At 72.5% G+C, this 24,464-nt stretch carries 23 protein-coding genes; 10 read left to right on the forward strand and 13 right to left on the reverse strand.

What is annotated here, in order from left to right; translation table 11 throughout:
* Nucleotides 1–44: 44 nt before the first annotated feature.
* Nucleotides 45–1,475, forward strand: coding sequence for an MFS transporter (locus tag C3489_RS29555; RefSeq protein WP_103785146.1), 1,431 nt, complete (start codon nt 45–47; stop codon nt 1,473–1,475).
* Nucleotides 1,476–2,001: 526 nt separating this feature from the next.
* On the opposite strand, the gene C3489_RS29560 is transcribed toward C3489_RS29555, so the two are convergent.
* The 3 genes from C3489_RS29560 to C3489_RS29570 form a co-directional block, all read right to left on the reverse strand.
* Entirely contained in the window at nt 2,002–2,592 is a 591-nt protein-coding gene (locus C3489_RS29560; protein ID WP_103785147.1) for a TetR/AcrR family transcriptional regulator, read from the reverse strand.
* Nucleotides 2,593–2,618: 26 nt separating this feature from the next.
* Nucleotides 2,619–3,629, reverse strand: a complete 1,011-nt coding sequence (locus tag C3489_RS29565) for an aldo/keto reductase (protein ID WP_103785148.1) — start codon at nt 3,627–3,629, stop codon at nt 2,619–2,621.
* A 169-nt stretch (nt 3,630–3,798) separates the two neighbouring features.
* Nucleotides 3,799–5,181, reverse strand: coding sequence for a glycine--tRNA ligase (locus tag C3489_RS29570; protein WP_103785149.1), 1,383 nt, complete (start codon nt 5,179–5,181; stop codon nt 3,799–3,801).
* 184 nt (nt 5,182–5,365) lie between these two features.
* Between C3489_RS29570 and C3489_RS29575 the strand changes: the two genes are divergently transcribed.
* From C3489_RS29575 to C3489_RS29590, 4 genes are all read left to right on the forward strand, one after another.
* Nucleotides 5,366–6,325: a metal ABC transporter substrate-binding protein gene (locus C3489_RS29575; protein ID WP_103785150.1), complete on the forward strand. Its 960-nt coding sequence runs from the start codon at nt 5,366–5,368 to the stop codon at nt 6,323–6,325.
* A 20-nt stretch (nt 6,326–6,345) separates the two neighbouring features.
* Nucleotides 6,346–7,113 (forward strand): metal ABC transporter ATP-binding protein, encoded by a 768-nt coding sequence (locus C3489_RS29580; protein ID WP_103785169.1) that lies wholly within the window; start codon nt 6,346–6,348, stop codon nt 7,111–7,113.
* On the forward strand, nt 7,113–8,015 hold the full coding sequence (locus C3489_RS29585; RefSeq protein ID WP_103785151.1) for a metal ABC transporter permease: 903 nt from the start codon (nt 7,113–7,115) through the stop codon (nt 8,013–8,015). Before C3489_RS29580 ends, C3489_RS29585 begins: the two co-directional genes overlap by 1 nt.
* A 68-nt stretch (nt 8,016–8,083) precedes the next feature.
* Nucleotides 8,084–8,494, forward strand: coding sequence for a Fur family transcriptional regulator (locus C3489_RS29590; RefSeq protein WP_103785152.1), 411 nt, complete (start codon nt 8,084–8,086; stop codon nt 8,492–8,494).
* A gap of 136 nt (nt 8,495–8,630) precedes the next feature.
* Here C3489_RS29590 and C3489_RS29595 read toward each other — a convergent pair whose 3' ends face one another.
* The 4 genes from C3489_RS29595 to C3489_RS29610 are packed head-to-tail and all read right to left on the reverse strand — an operon-like array spanning nt 8,631 to nt 11,312.
* On the reverse strand, nt 8,631–9,167 hold the full coding sequence (locus tag C3489_RS29595; protein ID WP_103785153.1) for a hypothetical protein: 537 nt from the start codon (nt 9,165–9,167) through the stop codon (nt 8,631–8,633).
* Nucleotides 9,168–9,192: 25 nt separating this feature from the next.
* The gene (locus C3489_RS29600; protein WP_103785154.1) at nt 9,193–10,029 is read right to left on the reverse strand and encodes an isoprenyl transferase; all 837 of its coding nucleotides are present in this window, start codon (nt 10,027–10,029) and stop codon (nt 9,193–9,195) included.
* A 26-nt stretch (nt 10,030–10,055) separates the two neighbouring features.
* A complete protein-coding gene (recO, locus tag C3489_RS29605; protein ID WP_103785155.1) occupies nt 10,056–10,802 on the reverse strand; it encodes a DNA repair protein RecO in 747 nt (248 codons plus the stop codon).
* Nucleotides 10,803–10,817: 15 nt separating this feature from the next.
* A complete protein-coding gene (locus C3489_RS29610) occupies nt 10,818–11,312 on the reverse strand; it encodes an Rrf2 family transcriptional regulator (protein ID WP_103785156.1) in 495 nt (164 codons plus the stop codon).
* Nucleotides 11,313–11,630: 318 nt separating this feature from the next.
* Here C3489_RS29610 and C3489_RS29615 point away from each other — a divergent pair, with 318 nt between their 5' ends.
* On the forward strand, nt 11,631–13,112 hold the full coding sequence (locus tag C3489_RS29615; protein WP_103785157.1) for an alpha/beta hydrolase: 1,482 nt from the start codon (nt 11,631–11,633) through the stop codon (nt 13,110–13,112).
* 40 nt (nt 13,113–13,152) lie between these two features.
* On the opposite strand, the gene C3489_RS29620 is transcribed toward C3489_RS29615, so the two are convergent.
* Complete coding sequence (locus tag C3489_RS29620; RefSeq protein WP_103785158.1) at nt 13,153–13,593, reverse strand: protein phosphatase; 441 nt, start codon at nt 13,591–13,593, stop codon at nt 13,153–13,155.
* Between the two features lie 68 nt (nt 13,594–13,661).
* On the opposite strand from C3489_RS29620, the gene C3489_RS29625 reads away from it, so the two are divergent.
* The 3 genes from C3489_RS29625 (at nt 13,662) to C3489_RS29635 (ending at nt 16,129) form a co-directional block, all read left to right on the forward strand.
* A complete protein-coding gene (locus C3489_RS29625) occupies nt 13,662–14,189 on the forward strand; it encodes a SigE family RNA polymerase sigma factor (RefSeq protein ID WP_103785159.1) in 528 nt (175 codons plus the stop codon).
* Entirely contained in the window at nt 14,186–15,124 is a 939-nt protein-coding gene (locus C3489_RS29630) for a hypothetical protein (protein WP_103785160.1), read from the forward strand. The genes C3489_RS29625 and C3489_RS29630 overlap by 4 nt, the downstream gene beginning before the upstream one ends.
* 78 nt (nt 15,125–15,202) lie before the next feature.
* Nucleotides 15,203–16,129, forward strand: coding sequence for a dihydrodipicolinate synthase family protein (locus C3489_RS29635; RefSeq protein ID WP_103785161.1), 927 nt, complete (start codon nt 15,203–15,205; stop codon nt 16,127–16,129).
* 112 nt (nt 16,130–16,241) lie between these two features.
* Here C3489_RS29635 and C3489_RS29640 read toward each other — a convergent pair whose 3' ends face one another.
* The 5 genes from C3489_RS29640 to leuA all read right to left on the reverse strand — a co-directional run bounded on the left by C3489_RS29640 (nt 16,242) and on the right by leuA (nt 23,022).
* On the reverse strand, nt 16,242–16,910 hold the full coding sequence (locus C3489_RS29640; RefSeq protein WP_103785162.1) for a response regulator transcription factor: 669 nt from the start codon (nt 16,908–16,910) through the stop codon (nt 16,242–16,244).
* A 28-nt stretch (nt 16,911–16,938) separates the two neighbouring features.
* Nucleotides 16,939–18,105 (reverse strand): sensor histidine kinase, encoded by a 1,167-nt coding sequence (locus C3489_RS29645; RefSeq protein ID WP_103785163.1) that lies wholly within the window; start codon nt 18,103–18,105, stop codon nt 16,939–16,941.
* A 96-nt stretch (nt 18,106–18,201) separates the two neighbouring features.
* Nucleotides 18,202–20,274 (reverse strand): MMPL family transporter, encoded by a 2,073-nt coding sequence (locus C3489_RS29650; RefSeq protein ID WP_103785164.1) that lies wholly within the window; start codon nt 20,272–20,274, stop codon nt 18,202–18,204.
* Nucleotides 20,275–20,415: 141 nt separating this feature from the next.
* On the reverse strand, nt 20,416–21,114 hold the full coding sequence (locus C3489_RS29655; protein WP_103785165.1) for a TerB family tellurite resistance protein: 699 nt from the start codon (nt 21,112–21,114) through the stop codon (nt 20,416–20,418).
* A gap of 186 nt (nt 21,115–21,300) precedes the next feature.
* Nucleotides 21,301–23,022 carry a 2-isopropylmalate synthase gene (gene leuA / locus C3489_RS29660; protein WP_103785166.1) on the reverse strand — a complete coding sequence of 574 codons (1,722 nt, stop codon included), beginning with the start codon at nt 23,020–23,022 and terminating at the stop codon, nt 21,301–21,303.
* A 373-nt stretch (nt 23,023–23,395) separates the two neighbouring features.
* On the opposite strand from leuA, the gene C3489_RS29670 reads away from it, so the two are divergent.
* Nucleotides 23,396–24,464 (forward strand): M4 family metallopeptidase (locus C3489_RS29670; protein WP_103785167.1); only part of this gene is annotated, 1,069 nt, incomplete at its 3' end.

Here is a 24,464-nt window from a genome sequence, read left to right on the forward strand (position 1 = left end):
GAACACTCTGGTACCAGCCTCGGTGCCCGAGCAGGCTCGGTGGTGTGACCGAGACCATCACCCCACGCCCTGTCCGATCGGACCCCTCGACCCCGTCGGGGCTGAGCGGACCCGGACTGTTCGCGGTGCTGCTCGCCGCGGCACTGCCCCTGATCGACTTCTTCATCGTCAACGTCGCCCTGCCCACCATCGGCCGGGACCTGAAGGCCGGCGAGTCCGTGCTGGAACTCGTCGTCGCCGGGTACGGCGTGGCGTACGCCGTCCTGCTCGTCCTCGGTGGCCGGCTCGGCGACCTGTTCGGCCGGCGGCGGCTCTTCCTCGCCGGGATGGCCGCCTTCGGTGTGACCTCGCTGGCGTGCGGGCTCGCCCCGAACGCCTGGAGCCTGGTCGCCGCGCGCGTCGCGCAGGGCGCCGCGTCCGCCGTGATGCTGCCGCAGGTGCTGGCCACCATCCAGGCGGCCACGTCCGGTGCGCGCCGGGCTCGCGCGATGGGCCTGTACGGCGCCACGGCCGGCCTGGCCATGGTCGCGGGCCAGATCCTCGGCGGTGTGCTGGTCGCCGCCGACCTCTGGGGCACGGGCTGGCGCTCGGTGTTCCTGGTCAACGTGCCGGTCGTGGTCGTGGGCCTGCTGCTGGCCGCGCGCACCGTCCCCGAGACCCGCTCGCAGAGCCCCGAACCGGTCGACGGCCCCGGCACGGTCCTGCTCGCCGTGGCCCTGGTGACCCTGCTGGCCCCGCTCACCGAGGGCCGGGCGGCGGGCTGGCCGCTGTGGACGTGGCTGTCGCTGGCCGCGTTCCCGCCGGCGGCGGCCGCCTTCTGGGCGGTGGAACGCCGGGCGGACCGCGCCGGCCGGACCCCGCTGGTGCCGCCGAGCCTGTTCACGCTGGTGTCGCTGCGCCGGGGACTGGTGCTGATCCTGCCGTTCTCGATCGGCTTCAGCGGGTTCATGTTCGTCGTCGCCGTCGCCCTGCAGCAGGGCGCGGGGCTCGGCCCGGTGGCGGCCGGGCTGGCCCTGGCCCCGCTGGCCGTGACGTTCTTCTTCGCCTCGCTGGCCGGCCCGCGCCTGGTCGCCAGGTACGGCACCCGGGTCGTGACGGCGGGCGCGCTGCTGCAGGGCGTGGGCGTGGCGCTGATCGCGCTGGCGGCCTGGCGGTCCTGGCCGCACCTGGGCTTCCTGGAAATGCTGCCGGGTACGGCGGTCGCGGGGGTCGGCCAGGCTCTGCAGCTGCCCGTCATCTACCGGGTGGTGCTGTCGGAGGTCCCGCCCGCCCGGGCCGGCGTCGGCAGCGGCGTGATGGGCACGACCCAGCAGGCGTCCCTGGCGCTGGGTGTGGCGGCCCTGGGCACGCTCTTCCTGTCCCTGGTGCCGAACGCCGGCATGCGCGACGCCCTGATCACGGCCCTGCTGGTGCAACTGTCCGGGGTGGCCCTGACGGGCCTGCTGAGCCTACGGCTACCACGAAGGGTCGGCTGACGGCCTGGCCCGGCATACGGCTACGGCAACCTTTCCGGCCGGCTCAGCGCCGGGAGGTCACGGGCACTTCCGCCGACTCGGCGCCGGGAGATCACGGGCGCTTCTGCCGGCTCGGCGCCGGACGCCGCGGCCATGCCCACCGGCTCAGCGCCGCAGGCCCCGGGCGCTCGCCTCGGCTCCGGGCCGCAGCCCCGGTGCACTCCCGTCCGCTCCGGCCCACAGCCCCCTGGGCACGGCCGTCCAGTCAGCGCCGCAGGCCACGGGCACTTCCGCCGACTCGGCGCTGCAGGCCGCGGCCACGGCCACAGGCTCAGCACCGCAGGCCCCAGCCCGCGGGCCCCAGCCCCGCCCACAGGCTCAGCGCCGCAGAACCCCAGCCACGCCCACCGATACAGCGCCGCAGAACCCCAGCCACGCCCACCGATACAGCGCCGCAGGCACCCGGGCACTCGCCCTCGGCTCCAGGCCGCAGCCCCGGTGCACTCCCGCCCGCTCCGGCCCACACGCCCCTGGCACGGCCGTGCGGTCAGCGCCGCAGGCCCCGTACCAGGAGGTCGGTCAGGGCTGTGAACTCCTCCTCGATGCCGGGGGCGGTCCACTCGCGGGCGTAGCCGGGGTCGTGGAAGCGGGCGGTGGCGTGGAAGACGGCGCGGGCCGTGGCGGCGGGGTCGGCGGCGGTGAAGGCGCCCGTGGCGACGCCGTCCTCGACGATCCGGGCCAGCTGGCCGGTCAGGTCGGCGATGTGTTCCCGGACCACGCCGCCGAGTTCGTCGGTCAGCACGGTGTACGTGGCGAACAGCTCCGGATCGTCGCCCGCCTTGTGCCGCTTGGCCTCGAACAGGGCGGCGAGCCAGTCCCGCAGCCGCTGCTCCGGTGCGCGGTCCTCGGCCACGACGATCCCGGCCAGCCGCTGCGAGGTCCTGTCCAGCCACCGCTTGGTCACGGCCTCGCGCAGTGCCGCCTTGGTGCGGAAGTGCCGGTAGACGCTGCCGTGGCTGACGCCGAGCGCGCGGGCCACGTCGACCACGGTCGCCTTGGCCGGCCCGTGCCGCCGCAGCACCTCCTCGGTGGCTTCGAGGATGCGCTCGGGGGTCAGGGTCTCGCTGGTCGGTGGCATGTCCAAGACGGTACCCGGCACCGGGGTCAGCGCTCGCTGTCGAGGTCGGCCATCTGTCCCGCCGGGTAGCGCTCGCCGGCCGCCGCGTCCTCGGGCACGGCCTTCTCGATCTCCGCGAGGTCGGTGTCGTCCAGCGTGACGTCCAGCGCCCCCAGCGACTCGGTGAGCCGCTCCCGGGTGCGGGCGCCGACCAACGGCACGATGTCCTCGCCCCGGGCGAGCACCCAGGCGATGGCGATCTGGGCGACCGTCACGCCCTTGCGCTCGGCGATCTCGCGCAGGGCGTCCACCAGGTTCAGGTTGTGCCGGAGGTTGTCGCCCTGGAAGCGGGGCGAGTGGGCCCGGAAGTCGTTGCCGGCGAGCTGCCGGTCGCGGGTGAAGTGGCCGGAGATCAGGCCGCGGGAGAGCACACCGTAGGCGGTGATGCCGATGCCCAGTTCACGGGTGGCCGGCAGGATCTCCCGCTCGATGCCCCGGGAGAGCAGCGAGTACTCGATCTGCAGGTCGGCGATCGGAGCGGTGGCGGCGGCCCGGCGCACGGTCTCGGCACCGGCCTCGCTGAGCCCGATGTGCCGGACGTACCCCCGGTCGACCAGTTCGGCGATGGCGCCGACGGTCTCCTCGATCGGCACATCGGGGTCGACGCGGGCGATCCGGTAGACGTCGATGTGGTCGACGCCGAGCCGCTGCAGCGAGTAGGCGGCGAAGTTCTTCACGGCGGCGGGGCGGCCGTCGTAGCCGCTCCAGTTGCCGTCGGGGTCGCGCAGGGCGCCGAACTTGACGCTGACCAGCGCCTGTTCGCGCCGGGCGGCGGGCGCGGCGCGCAGGGCCTCGCCGATGAGCATCTCGTTGTGCCCCATGCCGTAGAAGTCGCCGGTGTCCAGCAGGGTCACGCCGGCTTCCAGGGCGGCGTGGATGGTCGCGACGGACTCCGCGCGGTCGGCGTCGCCGTACAGGGCGGACATGCCCATGCAGCCGAGGCCGAGGGCGAAGACCTGGGGTCCGGTGGTTCCGAGGTTTCGGGTTCGCGTCGTCATGCCACCAGCCTGACATGACAGCTGACAGATTTCAATATCTGTCATTCCATACATGTCAGCGGCGTGGCGTGACGCACCCGTGCGTGTCCGGCGGCACGAAAAAAGCCCACCCGCCCAGCCGGGGGAACCGGATGGGCGGGTGGGCGAAAGAGCGTGCGGGCCGTCGGCCTCAGCAGCCGAGCAGGCGTGCCGCCAGGTAACCCTCGATCTGGTCGAGGGAGACCCGCTCCTGCTTCATCGAGTCGCGCTCACGCACGGTGACCGCGTTGTCGTCCAGCGTGTCGAAGTCGACGGTGACGCAGAACGGCGTGCCGATCTCGTCCTGACGGCGGTAGCGGCGGCCGATGGCGCCGGCGTCGTCGAACTCGATGTTCCAGTGCTGGCGCAGGGCCTGGGCGAGACCCTTGGCCTTCGGGGACAGCTCCGGGTTGCGCGACAGCGGCAGCACCGCGACCTTCACCGGCGCCAGGCGGTGGTCCAGGCGCAGCACCGTGCGCTTCTCCATCTTGCCCTTGGCGTTGGGCGCCTCGTCCTCGACGTAGGCGTCGAGCAGGAAGGCCAGCATGGTGCGGCCGACACCGGCCGCCGGCTCGATGACGTACGGCGTCCAGCGCTCCTGGGCCTCCTGGTCGAAGTAGGAGAGGTCCTGGCCGGAGGCCTTGGAGTGGGACGACAGGTCGTAGTCGGTCCGGTTGGCGACGCCCTCCAGCTCGCCCCACTCGCTGCCGCCGAACTGGAAGCGGTACTCGATGTCGGCGGTGCGCTTGGAGTAGTGGGAGAGCTTCTCCTTCGGGTGCTCGTACCAGCGCATGTTCTCCTCACGGAGACCCAGGCCGGTGTACCAGTTCCAGCGCTGCTCCATCCAGTACTCGTGCCACTTCTCGTCCTCGCCGGGCTTGACGAAGAACTCCATCTCCATCTGCTCGAACTCGCGGGTGCGGAAGATGAAGTTGCCCGGCGTGATCTCGTTGCGGAACGACTTGCCCATCTGGGCGATGCCGAACGGCGGCTTGCGGCGCGAGGTGGTCTGCACCTGGGCGAAGTTGGTGAAGATGCCCTGGGCGGTCTCAGGACGCAGGTAGGCGACGGAGCCGCTGTCCTGGGTCGGGCCGAGGTGCGTCGACAGCAGACCGGAGAACTGCTTGGGCTCGGTGAACTGGCCCTTGTTGCCGCAGTTCGGGCAGTTGATGTCGGCGAGGCCGTTGGCCGGGGCGTGACCCTTCTTCTCCTCGTAGGCCTCCTCCAGGTGGTCCGCGCGGAACCGCTTGTGACAGGAGGTGCACTCGGTGAGCGGGTCGGTGAAGGTGGCGACGTGGCCGGAGGCGACCCAGACCTCGGGGGCCAGGATCACGGACGAGTCGATACCGACCACGTCCTCGCGCGACGTCACCATGTAGCGCCACCACTGGCGCTTGATGTTCTCCTTGAGCTCGACACCCAGCGGTCCGTAGTCCCAGGCGGCGCGCTGGCCGCCGTAGATCTCACTGCACGGGAAAACGAAGCCACGGCGCTTGCTCAGGCTGACGATGGTGTCGATCTTGTCGGCGGCCACGGTGCTCTCTTCATTACGACGACGGGCGACGAAGCGAGATGCTTCCAGCGAATGCTTCAGCGTACCGGCGCGGGCTCCCCCTCAACCAAATCGGGGCCCCTGCGAGAGGGGCAAAACGGGGCCGGTCCGGCCCTCTCAGCAGGCTTGTTGACAACGGTTTCCATGTTTGTTGAAAATGACTGTCATGAACGTACGTCGACGCCTCATATCCGCCGCCGCTCTCACGGCCGCGACCGCCCTCGGGATCGGCACCCTCACCGCCTGCGGCGGCGACAGCGCGGCCGCGGGCAACACGGACAAGTTCGACGTCGTCGCGTCCTTCTACCCGATGGCCTACCTCGCCGAGCAGATCGGCGGCGGCCATGTGCACGTCACCACCCTCACCCAGCCCGGCCAGGAACCGCACGACCTGGAGATCAGCGCCCGGCAGACCGCGCAGCTGGAGGAGTCCGACGCGGTCCTCTACCTCAAGGGCCTGCAGCCCGCCGTCGACGAGGCCGTCGGCCAGTCCGGCGTGAAGACCAAGATCGACGCCGCCTCCCTCACCTCCCTGGAGAAGCACGGCAACGAGGTCGGCGGGCACGCCGCCGAGCACGACCACGAGCACGGCGAGGAGAGCGGCGGCAGGGACCCGCACATCTGGCTGGACCCGGTCCGCTACGCCGAGGTCGCCCGCGGCGTCGGCGCCGCCTTCGCCAAGGCCGACCCCGGCCACGCCGCCGACTACCGCAAGAACACCGACGCGCTGGTCGCCAGGCTCGGCGCGCTGAACACCGAGTTCACCGACGGGCTGAAGAACACGAAGACCAAGGTCTTCCTCACCACCCACGCCGCCTTCGGCTACCTCGCCGAGCGCTACGGACTGACCGAGGAGGCCATCAACGGCCTCGACCCCGAGTCGGAGCCGAGCGCCGCGAGGGTGAAGGAGCTGGAGAAGATGGCGAAGGCCGACGGCGTCTCCACCGTCTTCTACGAGACCCTCGTCAGCGACAAGACCGCCAAGACCGTCGCGCAGGACGCGGGTCTGCGGACCGACGTCCTCGACCCGATCGAGGGCATCACCGAGAAGTCCCGGGGCCAGGACTACCTCCAGGTCATGCGGGCCAACCTCACGGCCCTGCGCACGGCCCTGGGGGCGAAGTGACCGACGAATCGGAGAACGGCATGAGCGAGCCCGCCATATCGATGCGCGGCGTCCGCGCCGAGCTCGGCTCGCGCCTCGTGCTGCGGGGCATCGACCTCACCGTGCACCGCGGCGAGGTGGTCGCGCTGCTCGGCGCGAACGGCTCCGGCAAGTCCACCGCCGTGCGCAGCATCATCGGCCAGGTACCGGTCGGCGCCGGCGAGATCCGGCTGTTCGGCACGGACCGGCGCCGGTTCCGGCAGTGGTCCCGGGTCGGTTACGTCCCGCAGCGCACCACCGCCGCGGGCGGTGTCCCGGCGACCGTGACGGAGATCGTCTCCTCGGGCCGGCTCTCGCGCACCCGGTTCGGCCTGTTCCGCAAGGCGGACCAGGAGGCCGTACGGCACGCCCTGGAGCTGGTCGGGATGGCGGACCGGGCCAAGGACCCCGTCGACGCCCTGTCCGGCGGGCAGCACCAGCGAGTGCTGATCGCACGGGCGCTGGCCGCCGAACCCGAACTGCTGATCATGGACGAGCCGATGGCGGGCGTCGACCTGGCCAGCCAGGAAGTGCTCGCCCGCACGCTGAAACAGCAGGTCGAGGCCGGTGCCACGGTCCTGCTGGTGCTGCACGAACTCGGCCCGCTGGAGCCGCTGATCGACCGGGCGGTGGTGCTGCGCGACGGCTGCGTGCTGCACGACGGCCCGCCGCCCAAGGCCGTCGGCCAGCACGCCCTGCCCGGCCACGACCACGTCCACCCGCACGCACCGGCGGGCACCGAACCTCTTCGCACGGGACTGCTGAGCTGATGGAACTCCTCGACTACGCCTTCATGCAGCGGGCGCTGCTCGCCGCGGTCCTCGTCGGTGTCACGGCCCCCGCGATCGGCATCTACCTCGTACAGCGCCGCCAGCCGCTGATGGGCGACGGCATCGGGCACGTGGCCATGACCGGCGTCGGCCTCGGCTTCCTGCTGAACACCTCGCCGGTGTGGATGGCCACCGCCGTCTCCGCGCTCGGCGCGGTGCTGATGGAGCTGATCCGCTGGTACGGCAGGACCCGCGGCGACATCGCCCTCGCCATGCTCTTCTACGGCGGTATGGCCGGCGGTGTGATGTTCGTGAACCTCGCGCCGGGCGGCTCCAACGCCGGGCTCAACTCGTATCTGTTCGGCTCGCTGTCGACGGTCTCCCCCTCGGACGTGACGGCGATCTCGATCCTCGCGGCCTTCGTGGTCGTGGTCACGCTGGGGCTGCGCCGCCAGCTGTTCGCGGTCAGCCAGGACGAGGAGTTCGCGCGGGTGACCGGGCTGCCGGTGCGGGCGCTGAACCTGCTCACGGCGGTCACCGCCGCCGTCACGGTCACCGTCGCGATGCGGGTCGTCGGCCTGATCCTGGTGTCCGCCCTGATGGTGGTCCCGGTCGCCGCCGCCCAGCAGCTCAGCCGCAGCTTCGCGGCGACGTTCGTGATCGCCGTCGCGATCGGCGTCACCGTGACCATCGGCGGCACGGTCACCTCGTACTACCAGGACGTGCCGCCCGGCGCGACGATCGTGCTGCTGACCATCGCGGCGTTCATCGCCCTCACCGCGCTCGCCGCTCCGCTGGCCCGGCGCCGCGCCCGGGCCCAGGCCGCCGCGCAGCCCGTCGGGGACCCGGCCGAGTGCACGATTCCGGCCGGGCGGGCGGCCGCGGACGAGATCGGCGTCTGACCGCGCCCGGACCGGGCTGGCACAATGGCCCGGCAGGCGCAGACGCCGTCACACCAAGGAGGCAACCGGTGACGACCGCTGGACCGCCCGTGAAGGGTCGTGCCACCCGGCAGCGTGCCGCCGTGGCGGCGGCGCTCGACGAGGTGGACGAGTTCCGCAGCGCGCAGGAGCTCCACGACATGCTCAAGCACAAGGGCGACTCCGTCGGGCTCACCACGGTCTACCGCACCCTGCAGTCCCTCGCCGACGCCGGCGAGGTCGACGTCCTGCGCACCGCGGACGGCGAGTCCGTCTACCGCCGCTGCTCCACCGGGGAGCACCACCATCACCTGGTCTGCCGTTCGTGCGGCAAGGCCGTCGAGGTGGAGGGGCCGGCGGTGGAGAAGTGGGCGGAGGCGATCGCCTCCGAGCACGGGTTCGTGAATGTGGCGCACACGGTGGAGATCTTCGGCACCTGTGCGGAGTGCGCCGCGGGTTGAGCCGGTTCGCCCGATCGCCGTTTCGGGTTCTCGTTCGTCGGCGGGTGCGGGCTCGTCGTGGCTGGTCGCGCCCACGCGGCGGAGCCGCATGGTGATACAGCCCCGCGCCCCTGGGTGGGTCACACCGCCGTTGGGTTCAGACGCGCTGTAGGTGTGTGTCCAGGATCTTGCGCAGGCGGTCCACGTCCTGCGGGGTGCTCGCGCCGCGCTTGGCGAGGATGTTGGCGCAGCGGCCGGCTCGGTCGGGACTGCGGAGGATGAAGACCCGGTCGGACTCGGCGTAGCTGCCGTAGTTGGCCCAGCCGGTGCGGACGTCCGCGTGGGCGCTGACCAGGCGTACGCCCGCCGCGCCGACGGTCACCCGGACCTGGCCGTGGTGCTCGTGCGCCTTGCGCAGCTGGGCGGCCGACAGACGCGGTACGTACAGCATCAGCACGCCCCACACGATCAGCGCGATGCCGATCCCGAGGTTGTCCCGGGGACTCACGACGAGCAGCACCACCCCGATCAGTGCGACCGTCGCCGCCAGCGCCGGGTGGTACAGCAGCCCGAACACGCCTTTCCGCTTGCGCAGGAGCAGCCGGACCGCGTCCGTCATGTCCTGCTGCTCGTGGGTGTACTCCAGCTCGACAGCGTCGTCCTGAAGGACGTCCCGCCCCATGTCCATGACCATGAGGCGGGATCGTACGGCACGGCGCTCAGCTCTCCTGCCGGCCTTCCATGGCCAGCAGTTCCTCGTTGGGGATGGCACCGCCGAAGCGGCGGTCGCGGGAGGCGTACTCCAGGCAGGCCCGCCACAGGTCGCGGCGGTCGAAGTCCGGCCACAGCACGTCCTGGAAGACCATCTCGGCGTAGGCGGACTGCCAGAGCAGGTAGTTGGAGGTGCGCTGCTCGCCGCTGGGGCGCAGGAACAGGTCGACGTCCGGCATGTCCGGGTAGTACAGGTACCGCTGCAGGGTCTTCTCGTTGACCTTGGACGGGTCGAGGCGGCCCGCCTTCACGTCCTCGGCGAGGGCCTGCGCGGCGTCGGCGATCTCGGCGCGGCCGCCGTAGTTCATGCAGAAGTACAGGGTGAGCCGGTCGTTGCCCTTGGTCTGCTCCTGGGCGACCTGGAGCTCCTTGGCGACCGACTTCCACAGCTTGGGCATACGGCCCACCCAGCGCACGCGGACGCCGAGCTCGTCCAGGGTGTCGCGGGTCTTGCGGATGAAGTCGCGGTTGAAGTTCATCAGGAAGCGCACCTCGTCGGGCGAGCGCTTCCAGTTCTCGGTGGAGAAGGCGTACAGCGAGATGCTGCCCACGCCGATCTCGATGGCGCCCTGCAGGACGTCCAGGACGCGCTCGGCGCCGATCTTGTGGCCCTCCGTGCGCGGCAGCCCGCGCTCCTTGGCCCAGCGGCCGTTGCCGTCCATGACGATCGCCACGTGGCCGGGGACGAGCTCGCCGGGGAGCTTCGGGGGCCGCGCGCCGGACGGGTGCGGCTCCGGCGTCCTGTACTCACGGCGCTGACGCCCCAGGAACCCGCGTACGGCCATGTGCTTCTCGTCTCCTTCGGGTGTTTCTACTGTTCCACGTACCGGAGGGAGCGCAGGCCGCGCTCCAGGTGCCAGTGCAGGTAGGCGGAGACCAGTCCGCTGCCCTCCCGGACGTACCGCGGCTCGCAGGCGTCCGCGGTCTCCCAGTCTCCCGTAAGCAGCGCGCCGAGCAGCGCCAGGGTCTGCGGGGAGGGCACGACGCAGCCGGGGACCCGGCAGTCGACGCACAGGGAGCCGCCGGCGGCGACGGAGAAGAACCGGTTCGGGCCGGGCATTCCGCACTTGGCGCAGTCGCCGAAGCTGGGCGCGTAGCCGTTGACGGCGAGCGAGCGCAGCAGGAAGGCGTCGAGGACGAGGTGCGGCGCGTGCTCGCCACGGGCGAGCGTGCGCAGCGCACCCACCAGCAGCAGGTACTGCTGGACGGCCGGTTCGCCCTCGTGGTCGGTGAAGCGCTCGGCGGTCTCCAGCATGGCCGTCCCGGCGGTGTACCGGGCGTAGTCGGTGACGATCCCGCCGCCGTACGGCGCGATGGTCTCGCTCTGGGTGCACAGCGGCAGGCCGCGGCCCACCAGCTCACTGCCGCGGGCGAAGAACTGCACGTCGACGTGGGAGAACGGCTCCAGCCGGGCCCCGAACTTCGACTTGGTCCGCCGTACCCCGCGGGCCACGGCCCGCACCCGTCCGTGTCCGCGCGTCAGCAGGGTGATGATGCGGTCCGCCTCACCCAGCTTCTGGGTGCGCAGCACGATGCCGTCGTCGCGGAACAGACTCATGGACCCATTCTGCCCTCACCGGAAGGCGGGCAGGGGCGACGAGGGGTCGCGCAGCCAGGCGCGGGCGCGCTCGCGCAGGTCGGCGGCGAGGCGGCCGCTGAGGTCGGCGACGGTGACGGCGCGCAGGCTGTCCCGCCAGGCGCGGTCGGCGTCGTACATGACCTGCGCGACGTCGCACGGGCCGGTGCACCGCTCGGCGGGCACCGCGCAGGCGCCGCGCTGCCGGATCTCGGCGCACGCGAAGGAGGGGGCGGTGCCCTCGACGGCCTCGACGACGTCGAGCACGGTGATCCGGTCGGCGGGCCGGGCGAGCCGGAAGCCGCCGCGGGGGCCGGAGGTCGCGGTGAGCACACCCGCCCGCACCAGCGACTTCAGGTGCTTGGCGAGGTAGGCGACGGGCAGGCCGTAGTACCCGGCGAGGGTGGTGCGCGGGACGGCCTCCCGCTCGTCCGCGTGGGTGAGCAGGACGCAGCAGTGGACGGCCCACTCCACGCCTTGGGACAGCTTCATGGGGGGCACGTTACCTGCGCAGGCTCACGGGTCATTGATAGATATCTCATATCGATGTTATCCATGAACCAGACTGGTCGTCTCCGGCTACGGCTCCGCCTACGCGGCCGGCCTGGTCACCGGCGGCCGGCTCGGCGACAGGTACGGCCACCGGCGGATGTTCGCGACCGGCGCGCGGCGCGGCGGGCAGGCGTTGACGGAGTTTCAGGTCAAGCACGACAGCCATTTCCTGTAGCCGGCGGGCGGGGGTAAACCCCCGTAGCGACAGGGCTGTTGGCCGGATGGGGGGACGGGCGGGATTCGGCGAGGCTCATCCGCATGACATCGCATCCGCGTCTCGGCGCGCTCGCCGCCGCCTCCGCCGTCCTGCTGTCCCTCGCCGCGCCGCTCACGGCGACCGCCGCGCCCGCCGGGCACCCGGCGCTCGCCTGGGGGCCGTGCCCCGGGGCCGCGCCCGGCTCCCGGCAGGAGTGCGCCACCGTCACCGTCCCGCTGGACCACGCACACCCGGGCGGACCGACCATCGACCTGGCCGTCTCCCGGGTGCGCAGCGAGCGGCCCGGGGCGCGGCGCGGGGTGCTGCTGCTGATCCCGGGCGGGCCCGGCGGCTCCAGCCTCGACGACCCGTCCGGCAAGGGGCAGAAGCTGCCGCAGGCGGTCCGGGACGTCTACGACCTCGTCGGGTTCGCCCCACGCGGCCTGGCCCCCTCGACCGCCGTGGACTGCGGCCTGGACCACGCCGACCTGGCCGTCTCCCGGCTGCGCCCCTGGCCGGCGGCCGACGGCTCGGTCGCCGGGAACATGGACACCGCCCGCCGGATGACCGACGCCTGCGTCCGCAACGGCGGTGAGCTGCTGCGGCACATGAGCACCGTCGACGAGGCACGCGACATCGACCGGGTCCGGGCCGCGCTGGGCGAGCGGCGGATCTCGGCGTGGGGCGTGTCGTACGGGACGTATGTCGGGGCCGTCTACAACCAGTTGTTCCCGCACCGCACCGACCGGATCGTGCTGGACAGCAACGACAACCCCGACCCGGCCCGGGTCTCCCGCGCCTGGCTGGCCGGGCACGAGCAGGGCGTGGAGGACGTGTTCCCGCAGTTCGCCGAGCGGGTCTCGGCACCGGGCCACCCCCACCGGGTCGCGGACACCCCGGAGGGGGTGCGCGCGGAGTTCCTGCGGCTGGCCGCCGAGCTGGACCGCCGGCCGATCCCCTGGCCCGGCGCCAACCCCCCGGAGCTGAACGGCAACGTGCTGCGCCAGACCATGCTGGACAGCCTCTTCGACCCCGCCCGGTTCGACGACCTGGCCGAGCTGATGACCGACGCCCGCGCGGGCACCCTGCCGCCGGCGCCGGCCGGTCCCCCGGAGCCGGTGCTGCAGAACGTGGCCGCGGTGGGCGCGGCGACGCTGTGCAACGACGTGGCCTGGCCGAAGGACCCGGCGGTGTACCAGAAGGACGTCGACATCAGCCGCAAGGCGTTCCCGCTGACCGCGGGCATGCCGCGCAACGCGCTGCTGTGCGCCGCCTGGCCCTACCCGCCGCGCCAGGCGCCGGTGCGGATCACCGACCGGGGGCCGTCCAACGTGCTGCTGGTGCAGAACGAGCGGGACGCGGGCACGCCGCTCGCCGGGGCGAGGAAGCTCCGCGAGGCGCTGGGCCGGCGCGCGGTCATGGTGACGGTGAACTCCACGGGCCACGAGGCCTACCTGGCCAACGGCAACGCGTGCGGGGACGACACCGTCTCCCGCTTCCTGGAGACGGGCGAGCGACCGGAGGGGGACGCGTACTGCCGGTGAGCCGGGGCCTGGCACCGGCCGGTGAGCCGACCCCCTTGGCCTAGCCCATGAACCCCCGTACGTACCGCCGCTGCCACGGTGTCTCCACCGCGCGGCGGTCGTAGTGGGTGCGCACGTAGGCGACCGCCTCCTCGGCCGGGACGCCGTCCAGTACCGCCAGGCAGGACAGGGCCGTGCCGGTGCGGCCCCGGCCGCCGCCGCAGGCGAGCTCCACGCGCTCGTGTGCCGCCCGCTCCCACGCCTCGGTCAGGACCGTGCGGGCCTGGGCCCGGTCGGCCGGGAGGCGGAAGTCGGGCCAGCGCAGCCAGCGCGACTCCCAGGGCACCTCGGGAGGCCGGCGGCCCAGCAGGTAGACGCCGTAGGACGGCTTCGGGGCGGCCGGATCGTGAGGGCGGCGCAGGCCGCGCCCGCGGACCAGGCGGCCGGAGGGCAGCCGCAGCACTCCGGGGCTGTCCTCGTTCCAACGCTCCTCGCTCGTCATGGAAATCATTCGACCCCGGGCAACCGAATCCGCGCAATCGGTGGTCTGGAGGGCGAGGAGGGTGCTTGATGCAGGCCGAACTGGAGGACCGGTTCCACGATTTCGTCTCCGCCAGGTGGTCACACCTGGTGCGGACCGCCTATCTGCTCACCGGCGACGCACACCACGCCGAGGACCTGACGCAGACGGCGCTGGCGAAGGCGTACCGGTCGTGGCGCCGCGTGGCGCGCAGCGACAACCCGGAGGCGTACGTCCGCCGGATGCTCGTCAGCTGCAACAGCGACCGGTTCCGCAAACGGCGGGTGGCCGAGTCGCTGACGTCGGCTCCGCCGGAGCGGGCGGGGCGCGACGAGGTGGCGTGGTCCGACGAGCGGGGCGCGCTGATGACGGCGCTGGCCGGGCTGCCGCCCAGGCAGCGGGCGGTGGTCGTCATGCGGTACTGGGAGGACCTGTCGGAGGCGGAGGTCGCCGAGGTGCTCGGCTGCTCGCCGGGCACGGTCAAGAGCCAGGCGTCCAAGGGACTGGCGAAGTTGCGTACGTATCCGGGGCTGATGGAGTTCGCCGGCGGGTCCGGCGGGCGAGGAGGCGGCAGGTGAGCGGGGAACAGCACGAGCGGGACGGCGTGTTCGAGGAGCGGCTGCGGCAGCTGCTCTCGGAGGACGCCTACGAGATCCGTCCGGCGCCGGCGCCGTATCCGCAGATCCGGCGGCAGGGCGCGCAGGAGCGCCGGCGGCGCGTCGCGGCGGCCGGGGCGGCGCTGGTGGTGCTGGCGGCGCTGCCGGTGGGCGCGTACGCGCTGGGCGGCGACGGGAAGCGGGCGGCGGACACGGCGGCGGCGCGGCCGTCCGCCACCGCCCCGGTGAGCCACAAGCCGTCGGCGTCCCCGTCACCGACGGGACCGGCGGGGCCCGCCGAGCCCGGCAGGCAGCTGCTGGACGGCATCACGCTCGCCCAGGCCGCGGACGCGCTGGCGAAGTGCATCGCCTACGACGAGGAGAGCGACAGGACGCTGAAGGGTCCGGCGCGCGGCCCCGGCCTGGGCGAGGCCGCCGGCTACCGGATCATCCTGGCCATGCGCAGCACGGGCGACTCCAACGCTCCCGGCGACGGCATGTACGTCGTCGCGGTGAAGGAGAAGCCGCGGGTGACCCGGGTGATCTGCAACATCAGGGACGGCGAGGCGCAGGGGCTGAACGTCAGCGGCGGCGGCGTGGGCGCGGACGAGGCCGGCCCGGTCTCGGCCGACATCAACGGCGGCAAGCTCTACCAGCAGTCCTTCCTCGACAAGGGCCACTGGAAGCTGCCGTTCCGCTGGGGGATCATCGGCACGGTCCAACCGTCGGTGGCCCGGGTGACGGCGTCGTACGGCGGCGGCACGAGCGAGGCGGTCCTGGACCACGGCTGGTTCGTGGCCACCGGCGAGCTGAACCGCCAGGTCACCAGGGCCCCGCACCTGAAGGGCTACGACGGCGCCGGGAAGCTCGTCTACGACTCCGACCGGGATCCGACATACGACAAGACGCTTCCCTAGTTCCGCCGGGTACGGTCGGGTGCAGGAGCCGGTCGCGACCCGCGGCCTCGTCCGCCCCAGCGTCCCAGGGAGCCGTGGATGACCCTGCCCGCCCCGCTGACCGGTGTGGTCCCGCCCGTGTGCACGCCGCTGACGCCGGACGGCGAGGTGGACGCCGGTTCGCTGCTGCGGCTGGTGGACCACCTGGTGGCGGGCGGGGTGCACGGTCTGTTCGTGCTCGGCTCGACGTCCGAGGCCGCGTATCTGACGGACCGGCAGCGGCGGCTGGTCGTGGAGACGGTCGCCGGGCACGTGGGCGGGCAGTTGCCGGTGCTGGCCGGCGCGATCGACATGACCACGCCGAGGGTGCTGGACCAGGTGGCGGCGGCGGTGGCCGCGGGCGCGGACGCGGTCGTGGTCACCGCCCCGTTCTACGCCCGCACCCATCCGGCCGAGATCGAGCGCCACTACCGGCTCGTCGCGGCGGGCAGCCCGGTCCCGGTCCTCGCCTACGACATCCCGGTGTCCGTCCCGGCCCGGCCGCCCGCCGGCCTGGTCCTGCGGCTGGCCGCGGACGGCGTGCTGGCCGGCCTGAAGGACTCCAGCGGTGACCTGGCCGGCTTCCGGGAGATCGTCACCGGCGCCCGCGCCCTTCCCCGCTTCAGCGTGCTCACCGGCTCCGAGCTGGTGGTCGACGCCGCGCTGGCCCTGGGCGCGCACGGCGCCGTGCCCGGCCTCGCCAACGTCGACCCGCACGGGTACGTCCGCCTGGACCGGCTGTGCCGCGCCGGGGACCGGGAGGGGACCCGGCGGGAACAGGAGCGGCTGTGCGCCCTGTACGGCATGGTCCGCGCCGCCGACCCGGCCCGCATGGGCCCCGGCTCCGCGGCGATCGGCGCCTTCAAGACCGCCCTGCACCTGCAGGGCGTGATCACCTGCCCGGCCACCGCGCGGCCGCAGATCCCGCTGTCCCCGCCGGAGGTGAGCGCGGTGGAGGGGTTCCTGGTGGCGGCGGGGCTGCTCTGACCGGCGGGCCGGCGCTGACCGGCGGGCCGGCGCCGACCGGCGCGCTGCCCGAGCCGGAGGGTGTATCGCCCCCAGCCGGACGGCCCCGCCGGGAGGGCCCACCCGCGCCGTTCTACCCCCCGGCTCCCGGCGTCACCAGCCCCGACTCGTAGGCCATGATGACCAGTTGCGTCCGGTCGCGTGCGCCCACCTTGCCCATGATGCGGCTGACGTGGGTCTTCGCGGTGAGCGGGCTCAGGCCGAGGGCGTCGGCGATCTCCGTGTTGTTCAGCCCGCGCGCGACGAGGGTCAGCACCTCGCGCTCGCGGTCGGAGAGGCATGCGGGGCCGGCGGCCGGCGGAAGTGAGGAGCCGCTGCGCAGGAAGCGGGCGATCAGCCGGGCCGTCGGACCAGGGGAGAGCAGCGCCTCGCCCGCCGCCACCGTACGGATCGCGTCGAGCAGGTCGGCCGGGCGGGTGTCCTTGACCAGGAAGCCGGACGCGCCCGCGCGCAGGGCCTCGACGATATGCTCGTCGGTGTCGTACGTCGTCAGGACGAGGACCTTCACCCCGGCCAGGTCGTCGTCCGCGGCGATGATCCGGGTCGCCTCGATGCCGTCCAGGTCGGGCATGCGGATGTCCATCACGACCAGGTCGGCGCGCTCGCGGCGGGCGAGGTCGACCGCCTCCCGGCCGGTCGCCGCCTGCCCCACCACCTCCATGTCGGGGGCGGACTCGACGAGCATGGCGAACGCGGCCCGGACCAGGGTCTGGTCGTCGGCGAGCAGGACGCGGATGGTCACGCGGCTCCTTCCAGAGGCGGTACGGCAGTCACTTCGCTCCTTGCAGAGGCAGTACGGCGGTCACTTCGAAACCGTTTCCGGGCAGCGGGCCCGCGTCCAGCGTGCCGCCGACGCTGCGGGCCCGCTCGCGCATGCCGACCAGCCCGAAGCCGGCATTGCCGCCGCCGGAGCCGGCCCCGTCGTCGGTGACGGTGACCCGCAGGGCGCCCTGTCCGGTGTGCACGCCGACCCGGATGCCGAGGTCGTCGCGTCCGCCGTGGCGCACGGCGTTGGTGAGGGCCTCCTGCACGATGCGGTAGGCGGCGGCGCCGACGGCGGGCGGCACGTCCTTGGCCGAGACGGACAGGTCGACCTCGGCCCCGGCGGCCCGGGCGGCCTCGGCGAGGCCGTCCAGCGCGTGCAGGTCGGGCAGCGGTCCGCGGGCGTCGGGGGTGCCGTGCTCGCGCAGCACCTCCAGGGTGGTGCGCAGTTCGCCGCGTGCGGTGCGGCAGGTCTCGGCGATGTCGTCGAGGGCCTTGGCGACGGTCGCCCGGTCCAGGCGGTCGGGATCGGCGTTCAGGACGTGCGCGGCGACGGAGGTCTGCACGCCGATCAGGGTGATGCTGTGCGCGAGCAGGTCGTGCAGGTCGCGGGCGATGCGCAGCCGTTCCTCGGCGACCCGGCGGCGGGCCTCCTCCTCGCGGGTGCGCTCGGCGCGTTCGGCGCGCTCGACGATGGCGGCGACGTACTGGCGGTAGGAGCGCAGGCTGATGCCGGCGAAGACGACAGCGACCACCCAGCCGAAGATCCGCAGCAGCTCGGCGGCCTGGTGCTTGTTGACGAACACCATGATGCTCATCGCCACGGCCAGGGCGGTGCCGCTGGTGAGCAGGGTCCAGAGGGGACGGCAGGTGACGGCGACGGTGTACAGCGCCACGTACGACGCCGGGACGGGTGCGGTGTGGTTGTAGTCGAGGGCGTGGTACGGCAGCAGCGTCCCGATCACCGCGGCCAGCACCAGCAGCGGATGGCGCCGCCGCCAAAGGTTCGGCACCTGCCCGGCGAGCAGCAGGGTCCAGCCGAGCGCGTCGGGGCGCCGGGCCGGGTCGGTGACCAGGGCGACGACGACGGCGTGGGCGGTGGTGGCGAGCACGAGCAGGAGGTCGTTGCGCCGGGCGTGCCGGGCGGTGCGCGGGTCGCGGTTGATCACCGCCATGATCCGCTCGCCGGGGCGGAGTTTCGGGGCTGTTGGGGGCACGGCCTCATCCTCCGTGAGGAAGGCACCCCTCCGGGAGAGAGGGGCGCCTTCGGTTCAGACGCGTTCCGGCTGCCGGGCCACCGGCTCGGCCTCGGGCGACCGGGACATCCGGCCGGGCCACCACACCTTGCGGCCGAGGGCGACACTCGCGCTGGTGACCAGGTAGGTGCGGACGAGGAAGGTGTCGAGCAGGACGCCGACGGCGATGACGAAGCCGAGTTCGACGAGCTGGACGAGGCCCATGTTCATCAGCACCGCGAAGGTCGCGGCGAGGACCAGGCCCGCGGAGGCGATGACTCCGCCGGTGGTGCGCAGCGCGGTGAGCGCGGCCGCGGCGGGTTCGGCGCCGCCGAGGGACTCCTCGCGCATGCGGTGCATCAGGAAGATGCCGTAGTCGACGCCGAGGGCGACGAGGAACACGAAGGACAGCAGTCCGAGTCCGGGGTCGGTGCCCTCGAAGCCGAGCAGCGGCCCGAACACCAGCCCGCCGATGCCGAGGGCCGCGCCCCATACGGCGACCACGGCGGCCACCAGCATCAGCGGGGCGACCAGGGAGCGCAGCAGGGCGATCAGGATGAGCAGGACGAAGACGAGGACGAGGGGCACGACGACCTTCTGGTCGCGGGCGCTGGCGTCCTTCAGGTCGAGCTGCTGGGCGCTGGGGCCGCCGACGTAGGAGCCGTCGAGCCTGTCGCGCAGGGCTTCGATGGTGCGTGTCTCGGCGGCGGTCTGCGGCGGGGCGGAGGCGGTGACGGACAGCTCGGTCCAGCCGTCCGCGGTGCGGCCGAGGCGGGCGCCGGCGACTCCTTCGGTGTCACGTGCCGCGGCGAGGGCGGCGGCGGCGCGGTCGGCCGGGGTCATGACGGTGATGGGCTGGCTGGAGGTCTCGGGGTAGGCCTCGGCGAGGGCCAGCATGGCGGTGACGGCCTCCGGCCGGTCGACGAAGGTGTCCTCCTGCTTGATGGTGCCGGGCAGGTTGAGGGCGCCGAGGGCGAGCGCGCCGAGCGCGACGGCGCCGGAGACGAGGACGGCGACCGGGCGGCGTCCGGCGGAGCTGCCCATCGCGGCGAACAGCGACCGGCGGGCCTTGGGCGTGCTGCCGAAGGCGGGCACCAGCGGCCAGAACACGCGGCGGCCGAGCAGGACCAGGATCGCGGGCAGCAGGCTGAGCATCGCGACGAGCGCGCACAGCACACCGACGGTACCGAGCGGGCCCATGCCGCGGTTGGAGTTCAGGTCGGCGGCGAGCAGGCACAGCAGGCCCGCGGCGACCGTTCCCGAGGAGGCCAGCACGGCGGGGCCGCAGCCGCGCAGCGCGGCCAGCATGGCGTCGTACGGCCGCTCGATGCGGCGCAGTTCCTCGCGGTAGCGGGAAACCAGCAGCAGGGCGTAGTCGGTGCCGGCGCCGAAGACGAGGATCGTCATGATGCCGGAACTCGCGCCCGAGACGGCGGTGCCGAACGCCTGGTTGAGGCCGTAGGCGACGGCCATGGACAGGTAGTCGGCGACACCGGCGACGACGAGCGGCAGCAGCCACAGCACGGGGCTGCGGTAGATGAGGATCAGCAGCAGCGCCACCACGCCGGCGGTGGTGTAGAGCAGCGGCCCGCCGAGGGAGTTGTAGACCTCGGCGGAGTCGGTGAGCAGCGCGCCGGGGCCGCCTACCTCGACGGTCAGGCCGTCGCCGCCGTGGACGGTGTCGCGCACGTCGTTGACGAACGCGTCGCGCAGGTCCTCGTCGTCCCCGGGTTCGTTGCTGCCGACCGGGTACATCAGCGTCGCGCCGTCCTTCGACGGCACGCCCTGCGGGGTGGCGGTCAGGGTGTGCGCGCCCTCGATCGCCGCGACCTGCTCGTCCGCCGCGCGCCGGTCGGCGGCGGTGAGGCCGCCGTCGCGGTGGTAGACGAGCACCAGCTGGGTGGTCTGGCCGCCGGGCAGTTCGTCCTGGAGCTCGGCCGCCTGGGTGGAGTCGGCGCTCGCGGGCAGGTAGTCGGTGACCCGGTCGTGCTGTACGTCGGCGAGTTTCGAGGCGAACGGGGAGGCGATCGCGAGGATCCCCACCCACAGCGCGAGCATCACCCACGGAACGGCTCGGCGTCGTCTGCCTGTCGTCTGTCCGGCCCCCATGAGCGGGCCCTCCCTCCGGCACGGATGTCTGGATGCGGTTCCCAGACTTCCGGCGCGGGGGGACGGATTCGTCGCGCCGCAGGGCGAGTTCGGCCGTACTGCGGTGGTCGGCCGGACGCGGCGACTACTCCCCGGGGAGTATCAGGACGGCGTGCGCGCCGCCTCCAGCAGGCGGGTGACGTCCTCGGTGGGCAGGGTGAGCGCGGTGCCCACCGTGGCCAGGGTCTCCCGCTCGGCCGGGGTGTAGGGGCCGTCGGCCAGGGCGATGCGGGCGCCGGTGAGGAGGATCGACTCGCGGCCGACGCCGGCCAGGTGCGGGGCGAGCGGGTCGAGCGCCTCGTGCAGCTCTATGGCGAGCCCGGCGGTGCAGGAGCGGTCGGCGTGGAAGCGGCCGGTGTCCTGGGCCACGGCCTCGACGAGCGCGGCGAGCTGCTCCTCGGTGCAGTCCGGGAAGCCGGCGACGCGCACCGCGGCCGCGGCGGTCTCCAGGGCCGTACGGGAGGAGGTGCCGCCCGCGGCGAGCACGGCGAGGGCGACGGTGTGCACGGCGTCGCGCAGCATCGCGGAGAAGCGGGTGGTGGTGGGGTGGTCGAGGACGTCGGTGGCGAAGTGGCGGCGGCAGGCGGCGCATTCGACGACCGGCCCGGACGCGCCGCGCGGCAGGATGGGCAGGCCCAGCAGGGTGAGCCGCCGACGGCCGGTCAGGCGCTGGTAGTTGCGGTCGCCGCCGCAGCCGGGGCAGAAGAACTCGCCGTCGCCGACGGGCGTCCAGGCGGTACGGGTGCCCAGGATGCGTGCCAATGCGCCGGCATGGCCGTTGTGTCCCCGAACTGGCAGCACGTCGCACCTCCGTAACCCCACGGCAACATCGCCGAGCGCTTGCGTGATGTTAGCCACATCCGTGAGGCGGAGTCAGCACCCAGGACGAGACCTTTCCGTGACCTCCCGGGCCCGATGGCCGAGATACGACGGGGCCCCGGCCGCCGTTCCCGGCGGTCGGGGCCTCGAAACTCCCGGTCAGGAGGGTCAGCGGGTGGCGCGGTTGACGGCCGAGACGACCGCCTTCAGCGACGCACGCGTCGTGTTCGCGTCGATGCCGATCCCCCACAGGACCTTGTCGCCGATCGCGCATTCGATGTAGGAGGCGGCCTGCGCGGAGGCGCCCTCGCTCATCGTGTGCTCCTGGTAGTCCAGCAGGCGTACGTCCAGGCCCAGGCCCTCCAGGGCGTTGAAGAAGGCCGAGATCGGACCGTTGCCGGAGCCGGTCAGGACGGTGTCGACGCCGTCGACCGTCGCCTCGACGGTGAGCGTGTCCACGCCGTCGGTGTCGGTCGTCGACTGGCCGGTCCTGACCTGGATGCGGCCCCAGGGGTTCTCCGGGTTCGGCAGGTACTCGTCCTGGAAGACCGCCCAGATCTCCTTCGGCGTGATCTCGCCGCCCTCGGCGTCCGTCTTCGCCTGGATGATCTTGGAGAACTCGATCTGCATCCGGCGCGGCAGGTCCAGCTTGTGGTCGTTCTTCAGGACGTAGGAGATACCGCCCTTGCCGGACTGCGAGTTGACGCGGATGACGGCCTCGTAGGAGCGGCCGACGTCCTTGGGGTCGATCGGCAGGTACGGCACGGCCCACTCGATGTCGTCGACGGTGACGCCCTTGGCGGCCGCGTCGGCCTCCATGGCGTCGAAGCCCTTCTTGATGGCGTCCTGGTGGGAGCCGGAGAAGGACGTGTAGACCAGGTCGCCCACGTACGGGTGGCGCGGGTGGACCTCCATCTGGTTGCAGTACTCCCACGTACGACGGATCTCGTCGATGTCGGAGAAGTCGATCTGCGGGTCGACGCCCTGCGAGAACAGGTTCATGCCCAGGGTGACCAGGTCGACGTTGCCGGTGCGCTCGCCCTGCCCGAACAGGCAGCCCTCGACGCGGTCGGCGCCGGCCATGACCGCCAGCTCGGCCGCCGCGACGGCCGTGCCGCGGTCGTTGTGCGGGTGCACGGAGAGGCAGACGTACTCGCGGCGGGACAGGTTGCGGTGCATCCACTCGAACCGGTCCGCGTGCGTGGACGGGGTCGAACGCTCCACGGTGGCGGGCAGGTTCAGGATGATCTCGCGGCCCGGGCCGGGCTGCCAGACGTCCATGACCGCCTCGCAGACCTCCAGCGCGAAGTCCAGCTCGGTGTCGGTGAAGATCTCGGGGCTGTACTGGTAGCCGAACTCCGTCTCCGGGCCCAGCAGCTTCTCGGCGTACTCCATCACCAGGCGGGTGCCGTCGACGGCGATCTGCTTGATGTCGTCCTTGGAGCCGCGGAAGACGACGCGGCGAAAGACCGGGGCGGTGGCGTTGTACAGGTGGACGGTGGCGCGCTTGGCGCCCTTGAGGGACTCCACGGTCCGCTCGATCAGGTCCTCGCGGGCCTGCGTCAGCACGGAGATCGTGACGTCGTCCGGGATCGCGCCCTCTTCCTCGATGATCGAGCGCACGAAGTCGAAGTCGGTCTGGCCGGAGGCGGGGAAGCCGACCTCGATCTCCTTGTAGCCCATCTTGACCAGCTGGTCGAACATCCGGCGCTTGCGCTCGGGCGACATCGGGTCGATCAGGGCCTGGTTGCCGTCGCGCAGGTCGGTGGACAGCCACCGGGGAGCTGCGGTGATCCGCTGGTTCGGCCAGGTGCGGTCGGGGATGTCGACCTGCTCGTACCCGCGGTACTTGTGGATCGGCATCTGGCTGGGCTGCTGGCGGTTCGCCATGATCGCGTGGGCTCCTGAAGTGTGCGGGAAAGTCCCGGTGTCCGGATGGACGGCCGACGACGCAACACCAAGCTCCGCGGGGAGGGAGTCGGCCTTTTCCTACAGGCCCTCGCCGCGGCAGCTAAGAAGAAGCAGCCCGAAACGCATGATGCTCCGCAGCCTAGCCGAGCCACCCCGGGTGCGAGAGGCCTGTCCCAGTATGCGGGACCGGCGCCGCAAATAGGACAAAAAGTGCGCTGCACCACATCGAGCACATGCTGCGGTGTGACGCCGTACCACAGCGTCACGCTCCGTCGCGATCAGTGTCCGGGTATTTCACCAATCATGGTTGCAGCTAGTGACATCCACATCACACAGTGCAAGGGTGCCGGGCATGACGAAGACCCACGGGGGCCACGAGCCCGTCTTCTGCACCATCGTCCCGCCGCACGTCCTCGACAAGCTCGCCCGCAACGAGGACCCCGCCCTGTCCGGGCCCGCCCGCCGGTCCCTGGAGCACGACGCCTTCCAGCGCACCAAGCGCCGCCTGACCACGGTGATCGGCGCGTCCGCCGTCGCGGCTCCCGCCGGCGCCTCCGCCGACCAGCCGTACCGCACCATCTACGACGCGGAGCACACCCAGGACCTGCCCGGCACCAAGGTCCGCGAGGAGGGCTCGGAGCCCGGCTCCGACGCCACCGTCAACCGCGCCTACGCGGGTCTGGGCGCCACCTTCGAGCTGTACCTGAAGGCGTACGGCCGGCACTCCATCGACGACAACGGGCTGCCGCTGGACGCCACGGTGCACTTCGGCGAGGGCTACGACAACGCCTTCTGGAACGGCGAGCAGATGGTGTTCGGCGACGGCGACAACGAGATCTTCCTCGACTTCACCATCCCGGTCGACGTCATCGGCCACGAGCTGACCCACGGCGTCACCCAGCACACCGCGAACCTGGAGTACTTCGGCCAGTCCGGCGCCCTGAACGAGTCGCTCTCCGACGTCTTCGGCTCCCTGATCAAGCAGTACAGCCTCGGCCAGACCGCCGCCGAGGCCGACTGGCTGATCGGCGCGGGTCTGCTGGCCCCGCGCGTCACGGGGGTCGCCCTGCGCTCGATGAAGGCGCCGGGCACGGCGTATGACGACGACGTCCTCGGCAAGGACCCGCAGCCGGCCACGATGGACGGCTATGTCCGCACCGGCCGCGACAACGGCGGTGTGCACATCAACTCCGGCATTCCGAACCACGCCTTCTACCTGGTCGCCACCGCCCTCGGCGGCCACGCCTGGGAGAAGGCCGGTCAGGTCTGGTACGACGTGCTCACCGGCGGGGAACTGAAGGAGGACGCCCTGTTCGCGGACTTCGCGACGCTGACCGTGAAGGCGGCCCGCGAGCGCTACGGCGCCGGGGACGAGCTGCAGGCCGTGCAGAAGGCGTGGGAGCAGGTGGGGGTGCGGACGC

Origin of the sequence: Streptomyces sp. Ru71, from assembly GCF_002920535.1 — a bacterium.
Taxonomy (GTDB): domain Bacteria; phylum Actinomycetota; class Actinomycetes; order Streptomycetales; family Streptomycetaceae; genus Streptomyces.